The sequence below is a fragment of the Desulfarculus baarsii DSM 2075 genome (genome assembly GCF_000143965.1).
Lineage (GTDB): Bacteria > Desulfobacterota > Desulfarculia > Desulfarculales > Desulfarculaceae > Desulfarculus > Desulfarculus baarsii.
Window position 1 is genome coordinate 456,080 of sequence record NC_014365.1, and the last position, 19,660, is coordinate 475,739.

At 68.9% G+C, this 19,660-nt stretch carries 15 protein-coding genes; 7 read left to right on the forward strand and 8 right to left on the reverse strand.

All coding sequences use genetic code 11. The features are described 5' to 3' along the window. The first annotated feature begins 479 nt into the window (after window positions 1–479). Window positions 480–2,921 carry a PAS domain S-box protein gene (locus tag DEBA_RS02010; protein ID WP_013257233.1) on the forward strand — a complete coding sequence of 814 codons (2,442 nt, stop codon included), beginning with the start codon at window positions 480–482 and terminating at the stop codon, window positions 2,919–2,921. Further along, on the forward strand, window positions 2,918–6,391 hold the full coding sequence (locus DEBA_RS16690) for a PAS domain S-box protein (protein ID WP_013257234.1): 3,474 nt from the start codon (window positions 2,918–2,920) through the stop codon (window positions 6,389–6,391). The genes DEBA_RS02010 and DEBA_RS16690 overlap by 4 nt, the downstream gene beginning before the upstream one ends. Here DEBA_RS16690 and DEBA_RS02020 read toward each other — a convergent pair. Further along, entirely contained in the window at window positions 6,363–6,902 is a 540-nt protein-coding gene (locus DEBA_RS02020) for a carboxymuconolactone decarboxylase family protein (protein ID WP_013257235.1), read from the reverse strand. The genes DEBA_RS16690 and DEBA_RS02020 overlap by 29 nt on opposite strands. 182 nt (window positions 6,903–7,084) lie before the next feature. Between DEBA_RS02020 and DEBA_RS02025 the strand changes: the two genes are divergently transcribed. The 4 genes from DEBA_RS02025 (at window position 7,085) to DEBA_RS02040 (ending at window position 11,092) form a co-directional block, all read left to right on the forward strand. Next, window positions 7,085–7,864: a cyclase family protein gene (locus DEBA_RS02025; protein WP_013257236.1), complete on the forward strand. Its 780-nt coding sequence runs from the start codon at window positions 7,085–7,087 to the stop codon at window positions 7,862–7,864. 81 nt (window positions 7,865–7,945) lie between these two features. Further along, window positions 7,946–8,752, forward strand: a complete 807-nt coding sequence (locus DEBA_RS02030; RefSeq protein ID WP_013257237.1) for a methyltransferase domain-containing protein — start codon at window positions 7,946–7,948, stop codon at window positions 8,750–8,752. A 27-nt stretch (window positions 8,753–8,779) separates the two neighbouring features. Further along, complete coding sequence (gene htpX, locus DEBA_RS02035) at window positions 8,780–9,742, forward strand: zinc metalloprotease HtpX (protein WP_013257238.1); 963 nt, start codon at window positions 8,780–8,782, stop codon at window positions 9,740–9,742. Between the two features lie 6 nt (window positions 9,743–9,748). Next, window positions 9,749–11,092, forward strand: coding sequence for a trypsin-like peptidase domain-containing protein (locus DEBA_RS02040; RefSeq protein WP_013257239.1), 1,344 nt, complete (start codon window positions 9,749–9,751; stop codon window positions 11,090–11,092). Window positions 11,093–11,123: 31 nt separating this feature from the next. On the opposite strand, the gene DEBA_RS02045 is transcribed toward DEBA_RS02040, so the two are convergent. The 7 genes from DEBA_RS02045 to DEBA_RS02075 all read right to left on the reverse strand — a co-directional run bounded on the left by DEBA_RS02045 (window position 11,124) and on the right by DEBA_RS02075 (window position 17,872). Continuing rightward, the gene (locus DEBA_RS02045) at window positions 11,124–11,327 is read right to left on the reverse strand and encodes a 2TM domain-containing protein (RefSeq protein ID WP_013257240.1); all 204 of its coding nucleotides are present in this window, start codon (window positions 11,325–11,327) and stop codon (window positions 11,124–11,126) included. 64 nt (window positions 11,328–11,391) lie between these two features. Next, window positions 11,392–11,781, reverse strand: a complete 390-nt coding sequence (gene gcvH, locus DEBA_RS02050) for a glycine cleavage system protein GcvH (RefSeq protein ID WP_013257241.1) — start codon at window positions 11,779–11,781, stop codon at window positions 11,392–11,394. Continuing rightward, window positions 11,778–12,563 carry a prolipoprotein diacylglyceryl transferase gene (locus tag DEBA_RS02055; RefSeq protein WP_013257242.1) on the reverse strand — a complete coding sequence of 262 codons (786 nt, stop codon included), beginning with the start codon at window positions 12,561–12,563 and terminating at the stop codon, window positions 11,778–11,780. The genes gcvH and DEBA_RS02055 overlap by 4 nt, the downstream gene beginning before the upstream one ends. Continuing rightward, on the reverse strand, window positions 12,563–13,030 hold the full coding sequence (gene lspA / locus DEBA_RS02060) for a signal peptidase II (protein WP_013257243.1): 468 nt from the start codon (window positions 13,028–13,030) through the stop codon (window positions 12,563–12,565). Before lspA ends, DEBA_RS02055 begins: the two co-directional genes overlap by 1 nt. 5 nt (window positions 13,031–13,035) lie before the next feature. Beyond that, complete coding sequence (ileS, locus tag DEBA_RS02065) at window positions 13,036–15,849, reverse strand: isoleucine--tRNA ligase (RefSeq protein ID WP_013257244.1); 2,814 nt, start codon at window positions 15,847–15,849, stop codon at window positions 13,036–13,038. A gap of 117 nt (window positions 15,850–15,966) precedes the next feature. Then, the gene (locus tag DEBA_RS02070; protein WP_013257245.1) at window positions 15,967–17,097 is read right to left on the reverse strand and encodes a DUF362 domain-containing protein; all 1,131 of its coding nucleotides are present in this window, start codon (window positions 17,095–17,097) and stop codon (window positions 15,967–15,969) included. A 10-nt stretch (window positions 17,098–17,107) separates the two neighbouring features. Continuing rightward, on the reverse strand, window positions 17,108–17,872 hold the full coding sequence (locus DEBA_RS02075) for a LysM peptidoglycan-binding domain-containing protein (RefSeq protein ID WP_013257246.1): 765 nt from the start codon (window positions 17,870–17,872) through the stop codon (window positions 17,108–17,110). A gap of 148 nt (window positions 17,873–18,020) precedes the next feature. Between DEBA_RS02075 and DEBA_RS02080 the strand changes: the two genes are divergently transcribed. After that, on the forward strand, window positions 18,021–19,652 hold the full coding sequence (locus DEBA_RS02080; RefSeq protein WP_013257247.1) for an HDOD domain-containing protein: 1,632 nt from the start codon (window positions 18,021–18,023) through the stop codon (window positions 19,650–19,652). Window positions 19,653–19,660: the final 8 nt, after the last annotated feature.

Below are 19,660 nucleotides of genomic sequence, written 5' to 3' on the forward strand. Positions count from 1 at the left end.
CGAGTTTCATCGTCTTTGGTTGACGGAGCCGTCAAGGTCGGCGACGCCAGGCGCGGCTTTTGCGGCAAGCGTGATCCTCATGGTTTTGGTTCTTTCTGACGTGTTCGGGGCGATAAGCGAATGTTCATCACGCCGTGACCCAGGAAAGGATAGCGCCATGAGCAAATCGATATTCCATTTCGGCAGCGCAACCGCGGTGTTTGATGCTCTTTCGGGCTTGGGGGTCGGCTTGATCGCTGGCGCTCTGCCAACCAAAGACGATGAAAGCCCTTCTCCGCCTCATGCCGCGCAGGTCGGGACGCTTCACGGGCGCCGACGCCGCTGAGGGAAAAAGCATCGGCTGGAAAATGGGTCGGTTGAAAAAATAGCCACAATACGCGCGTGGCCGCGCCAAGCGCCGCCGGTTGTGCTATCTTGACCACAGGCGGCGCCTGGGCTCTTTCGCGCCGCTTCAACGCCTGCTCACACCGAGAGCCCCCATGGATTGGACCGCACCCAGGCTTGTCGCCGGCCTGGCCGTGATCATCGTGCTTTTTGCCGCCCACCTGCACCTGTGGGCCCTGCATCGCCGCGCCCATCTGGCCCTATGGACGGCCGCCTGGGGCCTGGCCCTGGCCCGCTATGGCCTTTTGGCCCTGCTGCCCGACTCCCTCGATGTCGAAACCTCGCCGGCCTTCGTGGCCTACATCGTCACCTTCGCGGCAGTCTGCCTGCTGCTGACGGCCGGCAACTATCTGCTGGTCGGCCGGCGGCCGCCCTGGCGGCTGGCCGCTCTGGTGGCGGCGGCCTACCTGTGGGTGCTGGCCACCAAGCCCCTGGGCCTGGCTTTCGAGTGGCGCACCTTGCCGCCCTATCTCAGCCTGGGCCTGGTGCTGTTCCTGGGCGGTCGGGTGCTGATCATGGCCCGGGAGCTTGACCGCCTCACCCGCTGGAGCGCCGGCCTGGCCCTGTTCGCCGCGGCGGTGGCCCTGGCCTTGTTCGCCCCGTGGGTGATGGGCAACCCCTGGTTCGCCCAGTGGGGTTGGGTCAGCTCGGGGCTTTTGATGTCGTGGGTTGGCGTCAGCTTGCTGATGCTGCATTTTCAGCAGCAAAACAACCTGTTGCGCCGGGCCGAGACCGACTTGGCCCAGACGGCCGGGCTTTATCGTTCGCTGGCCGACACCATGGCCGAAGGCATGCTGGTCTTTGACCACGACGAGGTGATCACCTACGTCAACCCGCGCCTGTGCCAGATCTTCGGCCGCGCGCCCCAGGCCATGTTGGGGGGCCATGTGGAGGCGCTTTTTGGGCCGGCCAACATGGACGAGCGCTCGTGGCAGGCCTTCACCGCCTTGCGCGAGGGCCGGGGCCGCGACGCCAAGCCGCTGGAAATAGAACGCTTTGCGCGCGATGACGGCGTGGGCCTGGGCCTGCGGATTTTGGCCGGGGCCCTGCGCGACGGCACGGGGCGTTTTCGGGGCATGGTGCTTTTGGTCTCGGACGTCACCGCGCGGCTGCGCCTCGACGGCGAGCTGGCGCAAAACCGCGCCCTGTTGCAGTCGATCCTGGAGGCCATGGACGACGCGGTCTATTCGGTGGCCGTGGCCGACGCCCAGAGCGTGCACTTCAACAAGGCCGCCGAACGCCTGCTGGGCTTCGAGCCAGGCCGGCCGGCCCACAACGCCCAACGCCCCATCCTGGCCATCCACCCCGACGACCGCCATCTGGCCCAGGCCAAACTGCGACGCCTGGCCGAAAATGGCGGCGGACAGTGGGAATACCGCGTCGTGCGGCCCGACGGCCAGACGCGGTGGGTCCGCGACCGGGCCCGCCTGGCCCGCGACGCCCAGGGTCGGCCCCTGCGCGCGGTCTCGGTGCTGGTCGACATCACCGAGCGCCTGGAAGACCAGCGCCAGATAGAAGAGCGCCGCCACTTTTTCCAGGCCCTCTACGAGCAATCCATGAACCCCATCGTCATCCTCGACGATCAACGCCGCGTCATCGAGGCCAACCCGGCCGCCCAGCAGTATTTCGGCTATGGCCCCGACGAGATCGTCGGCCTGTCCACGGCCGTGGCCCACCTCGACCAGGCCATGTTCGCCGATTTCGCTCGCGAGGCCCACGCCCAGGTGGCCGCCAGCGGGGCCTGGCGCGGCGAATGGCCCCTGCGGGCCAGGGACGGGCGGCTGCTGCACGTGGAGATGGCCGTCTCGGTGCTGGAGCAGGACGAACAGGGCCGGCCCAAGACGCTCATGGCCATCATGCACGACACCACCCAGCGCAAGCTCTACGAACAAAAGATCAACGCCGCGCTGGAGGAAAAAGAAGTGCTCCTGCGCGAGATCCACCACCGGGTCAAAAACAACATGCAGGTCATCCAGAGCCTGATCTGGATGCAGGCCAGCCAGCTCGACGACGACGGCCTGCGGCGGTTGTTCTCGGAGGTGGAGCGGCGCATCTCGGCCATGGCCCTGATCCACGAGACGCTTTATCAATCCGACAACCTGGCCCACCTGGACCTGCAACAATACATCCAGCTCCTCTGCCAGGGCCTGACCGGCCTGTTCGAGGGCCCGGCGGCCCATATCGCCTGGGATATCGATTGCCAGGCCATCCGCCTGGACCTGGACAAGGCCGTCTCGGTGGGCCTGGTGCTCAACGAACTGGTCACCAACGCCCTCAAGCACGCCTTTGACCAGCGGGGCGGCACGGTGGCCATCAGCGCCGGCCAGGGCGTCGACGGCCGCATCGCCATCCGCGTGGCCGATGACGGCCGCGGCCTGCCGCCCGGGCAGGACGGCGCGGGCGGCCGTTCGCTGGGCCTGTTTCTGGTGCGCGGCCTGGTGCAACGTCAGCTCAAGGGCGAGTTGGAGATAACAACCGGCCCCGGCGTCGAGTTCGTCATTCGTTTCGCCGCCGGTCAGGCCCAGGAGCAGCCATGACGCCGCCGGCCAAGGCCTCGCTGCTGATCGTCGAGGATGAATTCATCGTGGCCCAGCACCTGCGGGCCAGCCTGGAGTCGATGGGCTACGAGGTGGCGGGCCTGGCCGACAGCGCCGCCGAGGCCGTGGAGCTGGCCGAGCGGCTGCGGCCCGACCTGGTGCTGATGGATATCTTTCTGGCCGGGCCCAGCGACGGCATTGAGGCGGCCATGACCATCCGCCGGCGGCTGGGCCGGCCGGTGGTCTTCCTCACCGCCCAGCTCGATGACGACATTATCCCGCGCGCCGCCGCGGCCCAGCCCCATGGCTACCTGAACAAGCCCTTCAAGATAAAAGAAGTGCAGGCCGTGGTCGAAACGGCCCTGCACAAGGCGGCCATGGAGGCCGAACTGGCCGCCGGCCAAGAGCGCTTGCGCCTGATCCTCGACGCCACCAGCGATGGGGCCTGGGACTGCGATCTGCGCGCCGACAGGGTCTTCCTCAGCGAAAAAGGCCTGGCCCTGCTGGGCCGCGATGGCCAGGATCCACATGACCTGGCGGCGTGGCTGGGGCTGGTCCACCCCGACGACCTGCCGTCGCTGGAGGCCGTGGCCCAGGCGCTACGCCAGGACGCCCCGACCCTGGACGTTCAGCTGCGCCTGCTGGGGGCCGATGGCCAGTGGCGCTTTTTGCACTGTCGGGGCCGGGCCGTGGCTTGGCGCGCCGACGGCGCGGCCGGCCGCGTGGTCGGCACCCTGACCGACATCACCGCCCAAAAGGCCGACCAGGCCGAGTTGGCCGAGGCCAGGGAACGCTTCATGCATCTGGCCCGCTTCACCTCCGACGCGTTGCTTTTGATCCACGACGGCAAGATAGTCCACTTCAATCCGGCCCACGGCCAGAGCCTGGGCTACGGGGCCGCGGACCTGGAGGGCGTGGAGTTCACGCGCCTGCTGGCCCCTCACGACCGCCGGCGCGTGGGCGGCTATCACCGTCGTCGCCTGGCCGGCGAAAGCGCGCCCGAGGAGTTCGTCGCCGATATCGTCGACGTCGACGGCCAGATCAAACCCATGAGCCTGCGTTCGCAACTGGCGCGCCACCAGGGCCGCCAACTGGTGCTGACGGCCATGCGCCCGCTCAAGGGCCACGACGCCGAGACCGCCGACAGCAACGGCCTGACCGGCGCCGTCCTCGACAACCTGCCCGTGGGCCTGGCCGTTTTCGCCCTCGACAGCGGCCTTTGCATCTACATGAACGACAACTACGGCCGGGTGGTGGGCTGGCCCAAGGCCGAGCTGCCCTCGGTGAGCAAGATCCTTGGTCGGCTGTTCCCCGACCGGGAAGAACGGCGCAAGCGCCTGGCCGACGTGCGGCCCGGCCCGGCCAGCGACGGCCGCCAGAAGCGCCAGTGGAACAACATCGCCGTGCAAACCCGCGACCACGGCCGGCGCTACATCTCCACCATGAGCATCGCCGTGCCCGACCACGGCGTGATCATCAGCACCGTCTGGGACGTCGACAGCCAGCGCCGCGCCGAGCGGGCCCTGGCCGCCAGCGAGGAAAAATATCGTCAGTTGGTGGAAAACGCCGGCGAGGCCATCGTCATCGTCCAGGACGGGGCCGTCCGCCTGGCCAACCCCAGCGCGGCGCGATTTTTCGGCCTGCCGCCAGCCGAACTGGCCGGCCAGAACATCGCCGGACTGATCCACCCCGACGACCGCGCCAAGGCCCTGGCCCTCTACGCCCAGCACCAAAGCGCGGCCGCGCCGCCCGCGGCCGGGCCGCATCGCATGCTGCGCCGGGATCTGGGGCCGGGCTGGGTCGAAAGCCGCGTGGCCCCGGTGGAGTGGGAGGGCCGGCCGGCCGTGCTGGCCTGCCTGACCGACGTCACCGAGGCCGTCCAGGCCCAGGAGTCGCTGAAAGAGCGCAACGAGACCCTCCAGGCGATGATCAACGCCTCGCCCTTGGCCGTGATCGGACTCAACCATCGGGGCGAGGTGGTCTTGTGGAGCGGCGCGGCCCAGGCCATGTTCGGCTGGGACGCCGAGGAAGTCCTGGGCCGCTTCAACCCGCTGGCCGCCCCCCAAGAGCGAGCCGAATTCGAGCGACACCTGGCCCGGGCCAGGGACGGCCGACAGGCCCTGCATCTGGAGATGACCTGTAAGGCCAAGGACGGGCGGCCCGTGGACATGACCGTGCACGTGGCCCCGGTGCGCGGCTCCGACGGCCGCGCCGGCTCGCTGCTGTGCCTGGTCGAGGACGTCAGCGAGCGGCGGCGGCAAGAGCGGGTCTGGGCGCGCCTCGAGGAGCACCTCAGCCAAAACCGCCGCCTGGAGGCCGTGGGGGTTCTGGCCTCGGGCGTGGCCCACGAGTTCAACAATATCCTGGCGGCGATCATCGGCTATGGCGAACTGGCCAAGGAAGATCTGCAAGAGGGCCGGATCGACTCGCCCTTGCATTTTCTGGACAACCAGATGAAGGCCGCCGAGCGTGGCCGCGAACTGGTGCGCCAGATCCTGGCCTTCAGCCGTCACGGCAGCGGCCGCCGCCGCCGGGTGGACCTGGCCCCGGTCCTGGCCCAGCAGGTCAGGCTGTTGCGGGCGGTGGTCCCGGCCAACGTGGCCCTGCGCGCCGAATTGTGCGAAGGCCCCTTGTCGGCCGAGGCCGACCCGGCCCAGATCCAGCAGGTTTTGCTGAACCTGACCACCAACGCCGTCGAGGCCTTTGACGGCGGCGACGGTTCGATCATCTTCCAGACCGACGTGGCGGCCTTCGACGAGGCCGACGCCGCCGCGCCGCCGGGCCTGGCCCCGGGCCGCTACCTGCGCCTGCGCGTGGACGACGACGGGCCCGGCATGCCCCAAGGCGTGCTGGAGCGGGCCTGCGAGCCCTTTTACACCACCAAGAAACAAAATCGCAACGCGGGCTTGGGCCTGGCCGAGGCCCACGGCGTGATCAGCGCCCATGGCGGCCGCCTGATTTTGCATTCGCGCCTGGAGCGCGGTTCGCGGGTGGAGGCCTTCATTCCTCTGTGCGACAAACCCCTGCCCGCCGCCACCGAGCCAGGCCCGGCCCCGGACCAGGGCTGCGCGCGGATCTTGTTTGTCGACGACGAACGCAGCCTGGTGGAGATCGCCCAGCGCCTGCTGACCAACATGGGCCACCGCGTCGAGGCCTTTGGCGACGCGCGCCTGGCCCTGCAGGCCTTTGTCGACGACCCCCAGGCCTACGACTTGCTCATCAGCGACCAGAGCATGCCCCACCTCAGTGGCCTGGAGCTGGCCGCCCGGGTCACCGCCCTCCGGCCGGGGCTGCCGGTGATCATCTGCACCGGCCACGGCCAGCAGCTCACGCCCCAGAGCCTGGCCCGGGCCGGCGTGGGCCAGTTGCTCTACAAGCCCGTGGACAAGCGCGAACTGGCCGCGGCCATCGGCCGGGCCATGGCCGGCCGCGCCGCGCCGCTCAGCACGACTGGCCCTCTGCCATCTTGAAGGCCCTGAACAGCACGCCGCCCTGGATCATGCTGGCCCCTTGGGCGGCGGCGTCGAGGATGTCGGAGTCGGCCCAGCCCAGGGCGCGCAGGCCGTCCACGTCGGCCTGCTCCACCGCCTCGGGGCTCTTGCAGGCCTTGAGCACGAACAGCAGCATGGCCTTGTCTTTTTCGTCCAGGGGCGCGGTGGTGGGGTCGGCCAGGATCGCGCCCAGTTGATCGTCGCTGATCACGCCCACGGTTTTGAGGATCTGGGCGTTGAACGAGATGCAATAGTCAAAGCCCAACTCCTCGGAAACCAGCATGCGGATCAGGGCCATCAACGCCGGCTTGAGGGTGGGGTGTTTCATGTAGTAGCCGATGATCTGCTTGTTGATCGACTGCAACGCCGGGCTGGCCGACCACATCTGGAACGGCTGGGGCACCGTGCCGATGGTCTTGGTGAACATCTCGTAGTTGGCTTTGACTTCGCCCTGGGCCTGGTCCACCGGCACGATTTTCAAAAGAGGCATGGTTTTCTCCCGTGAGTTGGGGTTGATCGCGCGTGGCGACGGACGCCGCGCGTTTTTTTCAGCATAAAGCGGCCGTGCCGGCCGGTCAACGGCCCGGCGTTGGCCCCTGGCCGTGGGCCCGCGCCTTGGGCTACAATGCCGGCAAAGCCCGTGAACGCCCGCGTCAAAAACAAGGAGAAACCATGGCCCGCCGCATTATCGACCTGGCCGTCTGCCTCGAGCCAGACCTGCCCAGCGACCCGCCGATGATGATCCCCCGCATCGACTACTTCGACCATCAGGCCGGCGCGGTCCAGATGCAAGAGTTTTTCCCCGGCCTCCGGCCCGAGGATCTGCCCGGCGGCCTGGGCTGGGCCGTGGAGTCGGTCAGCCTGGGCACGCACAGTGGCACCCACCTGGACGCGCCGTTTCATTATCACCCGACCATGGACGGCGGCCGCCCGGCCCTGACCATCGACCAGGTGCCCCTGGAATGGTGCCTGGCCGACGGCGTGCTGTTGGATTTCAGCGACCGACCGGCCGGTTACGGCCTGAGCGCCGCCGACGTGGCGGCCGAGCTGGAGCGCATCGGCTACAAGTTGAAGCCCATGGACATCGTGCTGCTGCGCAGCGGGGCCGCCGCCGCCTGGGGCCGGCCGGAGTATCTGGTCAGCGGCTGCGGCATGAGCGCCGAGGCCACCAACTATATCCTCGACCACGGCGTCAAGGTGGTGGGCACCGACGGCTGGAGCTGGGACCGGCCCTTGCCCTTCCAGGCCGCCGATTTCGCCCGCGCCAAGGACGCCTCGCTGATCTGGGAGGCCCACTTCGCCGGCATCCAGCGGGGTTATTGCCACATGGAAAAGCTGGCCAACCTGGCGGCCATCCCCCGGCCGTTCGGTTTTACGGTGGCCTGTTTTCCGATCAAGATCAAAAACGCCTCGGCCGGTTGGTGCCGGCCGGTGGCCATCGTCGAGGATTGAGCGGGAGGGCGTTGACAACGGCTGGTTGGTGATTAACTTTTCTTTTAGCGGCAAACCGTCAGCGGAGGATATCATCCAGCCATGAGTCAGCCAGCCTATGTTCACGGATATTCCGCCGTCGAGGCCGCCCGTTTGGCCGATCAGGCCCAGACCCTGGCGGCCATTTTGCATGAGGGAGTGCGCTATCCGGCCGGGGCCATGGTCCTGGAGGCCGGCTGCGGCGTGGGGGCCCAGACCGCGCGCCTGGCCGCGGCCAGCCCGGAGGCCCGTTTCGTCTCGGTGGACATCTCGGCCGACTCGCTGGCCCAGGCCCGCCGGGCCGTGGCCGAGGCCGGCCTGGGCAACGTGACGTTCATGCGGGCCAATCTGCTCAACCCGCCCTTTGCCGATGAGTCGTTCGACCACGTTTTCGTCTGCTTCGTGCTCGAGCACCTGGCCGAGCCCTTGGCCGTGCTGCGCCGCCTGCGCCGTCTGCTGCGGCCCGGCGGCCAGATCACCGTCATCGAGGGCGACCACGGCTCGTGCTATTTTCACCCCGAAAGCGCCGAGGCCATGGCTGTCTGGCGCTGCCTGATCCAGGCCCAGGCGGCCATGGGCGGCGATTCGCTGATCGGCCGGCGGCTGCATCCGCTGCTGGTCGCCGCCGGTTTCAACGACGTGCGCGTGCGGCCCGCGCCGATCTACGCCGACGACAGCCTGCCCCACATGGTCGAGGGCTTCACGCGGCGCACGATCATGGCCATGGTCGCCGGCGTGGAGGGCCAGGCCAAGGCCATGGGGCTCATCGACGACGACGCCTGGCGTCGGGGCATGACCGCCCTGGGCCGCGCCGCCGAGCCGGGCGGCGTGTTCAACTACAGCTTTTTCCGAGCCACGGCCTACAGATAGGCCACGGCCCCTGGAGCGCATGCAACCATGAACACCCTCAAGACCGCGTTGTTTTTGGGCTTGCTGACCGGCGTGTTGGTGGCCATCGGCGGCCTGGTCGGCGGCCGGACGGGCATGATCGTGGCCTTGGTCTTGGCCGGGGCCATGAATTTCTTTTCGTATTGGTATTCGGACAAGATCGTCCTGCGGGCCTACCGCGCCCAGGTTCTGGAGCGACACGAGGCCCCGGCGCTCTACGACATGGTCGACGAGCTGCGCCAAAACGCCGGCCTGCCCATGCCCCGCGTGGCCCTGATCCCCGACCCCACGCCCAACGCCTTCGCCACCGGCCGCGATCCGGCCCACGCCGTGGTCGCCGTGACCCAGGGCATCGTCGATCTGCTCTCGCCCCGCGAACTGCGCGGCGTGCTGGCCCACGAGCTGGGCCACGTGCAAGACCGCGACATCCTGGTCAGCTCGGTGGCGGCCACGGTGGCCGGGGCGGTGATGGTCTTGGCCGACATGGCCCGCTGGGCCATGATCTTCGGCGGCGGCCGGGGCGACGAGGAGGGCGAGGGCGGCGGCGGGATCGTGGGCCTTTTGGTCATGAGCATCCTGGCCCCGCTGGCGGCCATGCTCATCCAGATGGCCATCAGCCGGGGCCGCGAATACCTGGCCGACAGCGAAGGGGCCCAGATCTGCGGCGACCCCGAGGCCCTGGCCAGCGCCCTGGCCAAGCTGCAAAACGCCAATCAGCGCCAGCCCATGGAGAGCGCCCGGCCCCAGACGGCCCACATGTTCATCGTCAACCCCCTGGCCGGCCGCTCCATGGCCAGCCTGTTCTCCACCCATCCGCCCATGGAAGAGCGCATCGCCCGGCTGCGGGCCATGGCTCCGGGGCGCCCGGCCGCGCCGCCCCAGCGGCCCGTCAGCTTCAGCCCGCCGCCGCCACCGCCGCCGCCCGGCCCCGCCGCCGACGGCGGCCGTCGCGGCAAGATCGACTGGAGCTAGCCGCCGGTGAGCACAAGCAAGCGCTTTGGCGCGGCCTTGGGCCTGGTGCTGACGTTTTTGCTCTGCGCCGTCTGGCCGGCCCCGGCCCAGGAGCGGGCCCAGAGCCCGGTGGTGCTGGCGGTCAAAAAGGCCGGCCCGGCGGTGGTCAACATTTCGACCAAGGGCGTGACGCGGCGCGCCTTTTCCACGGGCGATCCGATGCTCGACCGCTTTTTCGCCGACATGTTTCAGCCCATGGTCCGCGAAAGCACCACCCTGGGCAGCGGCGTGATCGTCGACGGCAAGCGTGGCTTGATCGTCACCAACAACCATGTCGTGGAAAACGCCGAGCGGATCAAGGTGCAGTTGGCCGATCGGCGGGTGTTCGCCGCCCGGCTGCTGGGCCAGGACGCGGCCAGCGACCTGGCGCTTTTGGGCGTCGAGGGCGCGGCCGATCTGCCCCAGGCCGAGCTGGCCGCCGCTGACGACCTGCTCATCGGCGAGACGGTGGTGGCCATCGGCAACCCCTTTGGCCTGCAACACACCGTCACCGCCGGCGTGCTCAGCGCCGTGGGCCGGCGGGTGCGCGTGGGGCCCAATCAATGGATGACCGGCCTGTTGCAGACCGACGCCAGCATCAACCCCGGCAACTCGGGCGGGCCGCTGGTCAACGCCGACGGCCGGGTGATCGGGGTCAACACGGCCATTTTTCAGCAGGCCCAGGGCATTGGCTTTGCCGTGCCGGCCGGCCGCGTGCGCCGGGTGATGGCTGCCCTGTTGCGCGGCGGGCCGCCGCCGCCGCTGTGGCTGGGCCTGGAGGCCCAGGATCTGACGCCGCGCCTGGCCCAGGCCTTTGGCGTGGAGTTGGAGGGCGGCCTGCTGGTGCTGGGCGCGCGGCCGGGCTCGCCGGCGCAAGGGGCCGGCCTGACGCGTGGGGCGATCATCGTGGCCATCGACGGCCAGCCCGTCGAGAGCGCGGCCCATTTTGAGGAGTTGCTGGATCAGGCCGAGCCGGGCCGGCCGCTGGCGCTGGAGCTGATCGAAAACGGCCGGCGGACGACGCGTCAGGCCGCGCCCGTGGCGATCGGCGATCAAGAGGCCCAAGACCTGGCCTGGCGACGCCTGGGCCTACGCGTGACCGCATCCGGCGCGGGCAAAAACGCGCCGGTGATCATCCGCGACGTGCGGCCCGCTTCGCCGGCCGAGGCGGCCGGTCTGCGACCCGGCGACCTGATCCACGACGTCTGCGGCCGGCCCACCGCCAGCGTCCGCCAGTTCGCCCACGCCGCCGCCCGCTGTCGCTTCGAGGCCGCGCCCATCCTCACCGCCCAACGCGGTCGGCTGCGCCAGGCCCTGCAACTGAGCATCTAGGCATAACAACGCGGCGCGGCCAAGCGGCGCCTCAACGCCCCTGGCCGCGCTTGATCACTTCACGCTCGACCTTCCGCCGCCAGGCGTGGCCGACCAGGCCGACGCCCGTGCCCAGCGGCGCCCACCAAAACCACAAGCAGCGCGCGCCTGTAAGCAGATTGATGGCCAGGCACGCGCCGTTGACCAGCACGAAAACGCCGACGCGTTTGTGGATGGCCAGCCGGGCGTCAACCACGGCGGCGGCCTCTTTTCGCGTCCGCGCGCGGCATGGCGCGAAGGGCGGCGGCCGTTGGCGCGATCTATTGGATGCGGCGCAGGTATTCGTGGACGGGCAGCAGGGCGTCCAACTCCTCGGGCTGGCTGGGCCTGATCTTGGCGATCCAGCCCTGGCCGTAGGGGTCGGCGTTGAGGGGCGAGGGGTCTTGGTCCAGGGCCGCGTTGACCTCGACGACCACGCCGCTGAGGGGCGCGATCAGGTCGCTGACGCTCTTGGCGCTTTCGATGGCCCCCATCTCGCGGCCGGCCTCCACCGCGTCGTCGGGCTGGGGCAGGTCGATGTAGACGACCTTGCCCAGTTGATCCTGGGCGAAGTCGCTGACGCCGATCAGGGCCAGGCCATCCTCCAGGCGGCGCACCCACAGGTGCTCGGGGTGATAGAGCAGATCGGGCGGGAAGTTGAGTTTGTTCATTGTTCGCTCCTATGGCGGCCCTGCTTGCGCCACAGCCAGATCAAGGCGACGACGCCGGCCAGGGCCAGGCAACCGGCGAAGAATGCCGTGGGCGTCACCGCGCCGCAAATGGGCTCGCCGCGAAAATCGCCGCGAAATTGTTCGATGATGATGCGGGCCACGGCGTGCAGCACGGCGTAGCTGAAAAAGATTTGGCCATAAAAACGCCGCCTGGGCCACAGCCAGATCAGCGCGCCAAAAATCAAAAGCAGCGCCGCCGAGGTGTAGAGCTGGGTGGGGTGCAGCTCCACGCCGCGGGGGGCCAGACTGTGGGGGTCGGTGAAGACCACCGCGCAGGCCCCGCCGGGCCAGGGCAGGCCGTGGCAGCAGCCGGCCAGAAAGCAGCCCACCCGGCCGATGGCCTGGCCGATGGCCAAGGCCGGCGCGCCGATGTCCAAAAGGCGCGGCAACGGCAGATGGTAATGCCTGGCCAGCACGATCGCCGTCGGCAGGCCCACGGCCAGGCAGCCGTAAAAGACCAGCCCGCCTTCCCAAAAAAAGAAAAAATAATACCACGGCAGATGGGAGAGGCTCTCCCACTCGATGAGGTAGTAAAACGCCCGCGCGCCCAATAGCCCGGCCAGGGCCGTGGCGACGCCCACGTTGACGCAGGCGTCCAGGTCCAGGCCGTCGCGCCGCACGAAGCGCACGCCCACCCACATGGCCACCGCCGTGCCCAGGGCCACCATCAGGCCATAGCCATAAAGGGTGATCGGCCCCAGTTGCAAAAGGATCGGCCGCACTAGATCTTGCCCCGCAGCAGCAGCCAGCCCAGCAGCACGCCGCCGATGGTGATGGCCGAGTCGGCCACGTTGAAGGCCGGCCAGTGATACTGCTGCCAGTGGGCCAGGATAAAATCGACCACCTGGCCCAGACGCAGCCGGTCGATCAGATTGCCCAGCGCCCCGCCGCAGATCAGCGCCAGGGCCCAGAAGCCCAGCCGCCCCCGGCCCCACGGCCCCACGGCCAGCCACAGGCACAGGCCAAGCGCCGCCACGCTCACCGCCACCAGCAGCCAGCGGCCGCCAGGCATTTGCGAAAAAACGCCGAACGACGCCCCCCGGTTGTGGACCAGCACGAAGTCCAGGTAGCCGGGGATCAGCTCCAGGCCGCCGGCCGGCAGCCAGGCCACGATCATGGCCTTGGTCAGTTGGTCGAGCCCGGCCACGGCCAGGGCGATGAGCAGAAAACGGCCCAGCTTGCCCGTCATGGGGCCTAGGCTCCGTCGGCGGCCAGGCCGACCTGGCGCACCACCGCCGCGCAGCGCTCGCACAGCTCGGGCAGGTCGGGCAATTGCCCCACGCTTTCCAGCCTGGTCCAGCAGCGGGCGCACTTTTGGTGGCCGCTGGGCGTCACGCCGATGAGCAGGCCCGGCGTCTCCTCGCTTTTCAGCGTGGGGTTGGCCAGGGCCGGGGCCAGCTCAAGCTGGCTGACCATGGTGATCTCTTGCAGCACGGCGGCGTTTTCGGCGATGAAGTCGGCCAGATCGCCCTCGGCGGCCAGGGTCAGCTTGGCCTCCAGGCTGTTGCCGACGATTTTATCCTTGCGCGCCAGGTCCATGGCCTTGTTCACCGCCCCGCGCAACTCCAGCAGCCTGGCCCAGCGGCCGGCCAACTCGGCGTCCAGCAGCGCGGCCTCGACCTGGGGCAGGGCGGCCATGTGCACGCTCTGGCCCATGTCCTTGGCCCCGGGCAGGTAGTCCCAGACCTCCTCGGCCGTAAACGACAGAATCGGCGCGGCCAGACGGACCATGGCCGAAAGGGTGTGATACAGCACCGTCTGGGCCGCCCGCCGGGCCGGATCGTCGGGCGCGCAGGTGTAGAGCCGGTCCTTGAGCACATCCAGATAAAAACCCGACAGATCGACCACGCAGTAGTTGTGCAGGCCGTGGAAGCAGGCGTGGAAGGCGAAGTCCTCGTAGCCCTTGCGCACCCGGCCGATGAGCTCCTGCAGGCGATGGAGCATCAGGCGGTCCATCTGGCCCATTTGGTCGGGCGCCACGGCGTGGGCCTGGGGGTCGAAGTCGTGGAGATTGCCCAGCATGAAGCGCATGGTGTTGCGGATGCGGCGGTAGGCCTCGGCCAACTGCTTGAGGATGTCGTTGCTGAGGCGAATATCGACGGTGTAGTCCTCGGCGGCCACCCACAGGCGCAGGATCTCCGCGCCGTATTGGTCGATGACCTTTTGCGGGGCGATGACGTTGCCCAGGCTCTTGGACATCTTGCGGCCGTCGCCGTCGACCACGAAACCGTGGGTCAGCACCTGACGGTAGGGGGCCGCGCCACGGGTGGCCATGGCGCACAGCAGCGAGCTGTGGAACCAGCCCCGGTGCTGGTCGCTGCCCTCCAGATACATGTCGGCCGGCCAGGTCAACTGGGGATGGGCCTCCAGCACGGCGGCCTGCGAGCAGCCCGAGTCGAACCAGACGTCGAGGATGTCGTTGTCCTTGGCCAGATCGTGACCGCCGCAGATGGGGCAGACGGCCAGCTCGCCCAGGATTTCGGCCACCGAGCGGGTGAACCAGGCGTCGGCGCCCTCGGCCTCGAAGGCCGCCACGACCTTTTGGGCCATCTCGGGGGTGAGCACGGTCTCGCCGCAGCCCTGGCAGCGGAAGACCGTGATCGGCACGCCCCACGAACGCTGGCGGCTGATGCACCAGTCGGGGCGGTTTTCGATCATGCCGTGGATGCGTTCGCGGCCCCAGGCCGGCACCCAGCGCACGTCGTTCTGGATGGCCTTCAGCGAGCGGGCGCGCAGGTCGTTTTCTTCCATCGAGATGAACCACTGGGGCGTGGCCCGGAAGATCACCGGCTGCTTGCAGCGCCAGCAGCAAGGATAGGAATGGCTGATCTCCTCGACGGCCAACAACGCCCCGGCCTCGCGCAGGGCCGCGATAATCGCCTCGTTGGCCTCGAAGACGTTTTGGCCCTCGAAAGGCGCGGCCTCGGCGGTGAAACGGCCGTCGTCGTCCACCGGCGCGAAGGGCTCCAGGCCATAGCGGCGGCCGGTGTCATAGTCCTCGCGGCCGTGGCCGGGGGCGGTGTGCACCAGGCCCGTGCCGGCCTCCAGGGTGACGTAGTCGGCCAGCACGCCCACCGAGAGGCGGTCGTAGAGGGGGTGCTTGGCCTTTTTGCCCTCCAGGTCCAGCGGGTCCACCGCGCACAACGTGCGCCAGCCCTGGAAGCCGAAGGCCTCCATGTTCAGCGGGGCCAGGCGGGCGGCCATGATATAGACCTTGCCTTCATGCTCGACGGCGGCGTATTCCAACTCGGGGTTGGCGGCCACGGCCAGGTTGGCCGGGATCGTCCAGGGCGTGGTCGTCCAGATGACCAGGCTCACGTCCCTGCCGGCCAGCTCGGGATACTTGGGCCCCAGGTCGTCGACCAGCCTGAAGGCCACGAAGATGCTCTTGCTCTTGTGGTCGTGGTATTCGACCTCGGCCTCGGCCAGGGCCGTGCGGCAGTCCATGCACCAGTGCACGGGCTTTTTGGAGCGATAGACTCCGCCGCCGGCGTAGATGCGGCAAAACTCGCGGGCGATGGCCGCCTCGTAGGAATATTTCATGGTCAGGTAGGGATCGGGCCAATCGCCCAGCACGCCCAGGCGCACGAACTCGTCGCGCTGGATGTCGATGTATTTCTCGGCGTACTTGCGGCAGCGCCGGCGGATGTCGATCTGCGACTTGTGGCAGGCCTCGTCGCCCAGATTCTTGGTCACCTGATATTCGATGGGCAGGCCATGACAGTCCCAGCCGGGCACGTAAACGGCGTCGAAGCCGGCCATCTGGCGCGACTTGACGATGAAGTCCTTGAGCACTTTGTTGAAGGCCGTGCCCATGTGAATGTTGCCGTTGGCGTAGGGCGGGCCGTCGTGCAGGATGAACTTGGGGCGGCCGGCGGACTGCTGGCGCAGCAGGCCGTAGAGGCCCATTTCGTCCCAACGGGCCAGCATCTCGGGCTCGCGCTGGGGCAGGCCGGCCTTCATCGGAAAACTGGTTTGCGGCAGGTTCAGCGTGTTTTTGTAGTCCATGACTGTCGTCCCTCGGCCAATGGCGTAATTCCAAAGAATATTGGTTTGTACCACAGGCCCGGCGCAAGTCAAGACGCGCGGCCAAGTTGTCACGGGCCGCGCCGGCGAGGCCGGAGCCTAGCGGCCCAAGCGCTCCAGCAGGCCGGCCACCAGCCCGCGCTTGAAGGTGATGGCCCCCACCGGGCAGACCTCGTGGCAGCAATAGCAACGGATGCAGCGATCGTGATCGAAGCTGGCCCGGCGGCCCTCCAGGCGCAGGCAGCCGGCCGGGCAGATGGCCGCGCACTTGCCGCAGGCCCGGCAGAGGCCGGGCTCCTGCACGGGCCGCGCGATCAGCCGCCGGCCCAGCAGACGCGCCAGCAAGGGCGGCAGCATGGTGGTGGGCTCCAGTTCCGGGGTCTGGAAATCGCGCGTGGCGACCAGGGCCGGGTCATCGCCCAGCAGGCGCGGCGGCTGGGCCGGGTCGATCAAGCCACGGGCCACGGCCGCCTGAAAGATGGGATAGCGGCCGGGCTCGACGCCCAGCAGCGGGCAGACGGCCACATCCAGGGCCAGGGCGTCGGCGCTGGCGGCGATGAAGCCGGTGCGGCGCGGCGCGCCATTGCTGGGGCCACGGCCTTCCATGGCCCAGACGCCGTCGAGGATGGTCAGGGCCGGCCGCAGGGTCTGCTGGATGTCCAGCAGCAGGTCGGCGAAGGCCAGCCGGCTTTGGCCCACGGCCAGGTGCCACTCGCTCTTGCGCTGGGCCACCACCGCGCCGAAGAGGTTCTTGACGCCCATGGTCAAAAGCATCATGCAGTGGGTTTTGAGCTTGGGCAGGTTGATGATCACGTCGGCCTGGACGGCGGCGCGGGCCAGGTCCAGGCGGCGGCGGATGGCCGTGGGCGGCGTGGGGGTGGGGGTGGGCTCCAGCAACTCCACCAGCGGCGCCTCAAGCTGGCGGGCGGCCTGGGCCAGGCCCGCTTTGGCGGCGGCGCGGCCAAAGGGATCGATGGCCGGGCTGTCGCCGATGATCGGCCGGCCGCCATGGTCCAGCACCAGCCGGCCCACGGCCACGACCACGGCCGGATCGGTGGTCACCCGCCGGTCGGGTTCGTAGGCTCCCAGCAGGTTGGGCTTGAGCAGCACGTTCTGGCCCGGCCGGACAAAGCGGCCCATGCCGCCGCACAGCTCCACGGCCTGGGCCACGGCCCGCCCCAGGTCGGGCTGATCATAGCCTTGGCAGGCCTTGACGGCCACGTCGGCCACGGGCGCGCCGCTACTTGTAGATGACCAGGCTCTGGTCGACCTTGATCAGGGTGTCCTTGTCCAGGCCGTTCCAGGCGCAGAGGTCTTCTTTTTTCACGCCAAAGGCCCGCGCCACCGAATAGAGGTTGTCGCCGGGCTTGACCTTGTAGATGTGCTTGGCCGTGAAGCTGGCCGGCACGCTGGGCCGGGCCGTCGCCTTGGCCGTGGGCTTTGGCGTCGGCTGGGCCGTGGGCGCGGGTTTTGGCGTGGGGGCCGGCGTGGGCTTTTCCAGGGGCGCGGGCGTGGGGGCCGGCGCGGCGGGAGCGGGGCTGACCGTCGCCGGCGACGCGGCCGGCTGGGGCTCGGCGGCGCTGAGCGGGGCCAGGGCGGTGGCGATGGGTTCCAGGGGGTCGATGGCCGGTTCGGCGGCGGCCTGGTCGGGGGCGATGGCCGTCAGCCTGGCCTGGAGCTTTTTCAGGCGCTCCTCCATGGTCACCAGATGCAGCAGGGCCCGCTGCATGTCGTTTTCCAGGCGCGAGACGCGGTCGCCGCCGCCGGCCTGACCCATGACCTGGCCCGGCGTCGCCGGCGGGGTGATCAGCGGGTCTGGCGGCACGGCCAGGGCCCAGACGGCCAGGCCCAGGGCCAGCATGGAGATGATCAGGCTGAGCATGGCCAGGGCCGATGGCTTGGCCGAGTTGGGCGGCGCGTAGTCGTCGATGGCCCTGCCGCGCGGTTGGATATTGTCGTCGGCGTCGGACTCGAAACGCGGGCCGCGTCTGCCGTTGCTGAGCATGGTTGTCGTCCTCCCAATATCGATGGACATGGTTATAACATCAGCCGCGCAAAGCCACAAGGACGGCTTGCAAAGCGGCCTGCCCGACGCTCATGCTAAAATAAGTGGAGTTTGTCGATCGAAAAGCCGCAGCAGCGAGGGAAAGAGCATGGAGCAAGCCGCGCGGGAGCTTCTGGAGCGCGTCCTCGGCCGCGACAACGCGCCGACCCTTTCGCCCCTGGCCGTCAAGCTGGTGAAGTTGGCCTCCGACGACCAGGCCGACATGCGCGACCTGGCCCGGATCATCGAACAAGACCCGGGCCTGACCACCCGCCTGCTGCGCCTGGTCAACAGCCCGGTCTTTCGCGCCTCGGCCGACGAGATCACCAGTGTCCAGCGGGCGGTGATCTTTCTGGGCCTGCGCGAGGTGCGGGTGATGGCCCTGGGCATCGGCCTGCGCCAGAGCCTGCCCCTGAAAAAAAACGATCCCCTCTATTATCGCTATTGGCGGGCCTCGCTGCACCGGGCGCTGCTGGCCCGGCTGCTGGCCGCCCGCCTGGGCGTGAAGCAGGCCGACGAGCTGTTCGTGGCCGGCCTGCTGGCCGACTTGGGCCTGCCGCTGCTGCTGGCCGTCCTCAGCCCCGGCGAGATGGAGGGCTTCCCCGGCGTGGAGGCGTCGTTGCCTTTGCAGCTTTATTGGGAGCAACGGCGCTTTGGCCTGGACCACCGCCAGGTGGGGGCCGCGGCCATGAGGCGCTGGGGCCTGCCGGGGCTTTTGATCCGTTGCCAGGAGCCGGTGCTTGGCGACGGGGCCGAGGGCGCTTCGGTCGAGCAAAAGGTGGTCGATTTCGCCCGTCGCGGCGTGGAGGCCCTTTTCGGGGTGGAGTGCGGCATCCACCAACTGCACGCCCTGGCCCAAAGTTGGTTCGGCCTGGGCGACGAGACGCTCAACAAGCTGGTGGGCCAGGCCCTGGGCCAGGCCGCCGAGGCCGCGGCGGTGATGGACGTGGAGCTGGATCAACAGGCCGACCTGCTGGAGGTCATGGAAAAGGCCAATCAGGCCCTGGGCCGTCTCAGCGGCCAGATGGAGCCCCACGTCAAGCGCATCGTCAACGGCGGCGGCGAGGCCCGCCGGCTCCAGGAAGAGACCCTGGTCAACACCCTGGAGGCCGTGGCCCACGAGATCCGCAATCTCCTGATGAGCGTTGGCGGTTTCGCCCGTCGCCTGGCCAAGCTGCTGGAGGGCGGCGGCGAGTTGCAGCATTACGCCCAGGTCATCCTGGACGAGGCCGGCCGCCTGGACGGCGTCTTGGCCGAGATGAGCAGCCTGGTGGCACCTTTCAAGCCCAATATAGAACCGCTTAGCATCAACGAACTGGTCGAGCAGGTCTGCGGCCGCGCGCCGGGCGCGGGCCTGGCCCTGGCCATGCATCTGCCCGGCCAGAGCATCAACATCGCCGCCGACCGCCGTGGCCTGGAAAAAACCCTGGAGCTGATGCTGGCCTACGGCAGCCACCTCAGCCGTCACGGTGGCGACGGCACGGTGCACGTGCATATTTCGGCCAACCAGGACGAGGTGGTCATCACCGTTTTCGGGGCCGGCGAGGCCCCGGCCGGCGAGGGCCCCCTGGCCGACCGCAGCTTCGGGCCCGAACTGGGCCTGGCCAAGGCCCGGCGCATCGTCGAGGCCCACGGCGGCCGGCTGGAGGTGGAGGCCGGGCCCAAGGGCGCCGGTTTCGTGCTCGGCGCGCACCTGCCCGCCGAGCGGCCGGCCGAGGCCGACAACCGCCTGGCCGTCTGAGGGCGATT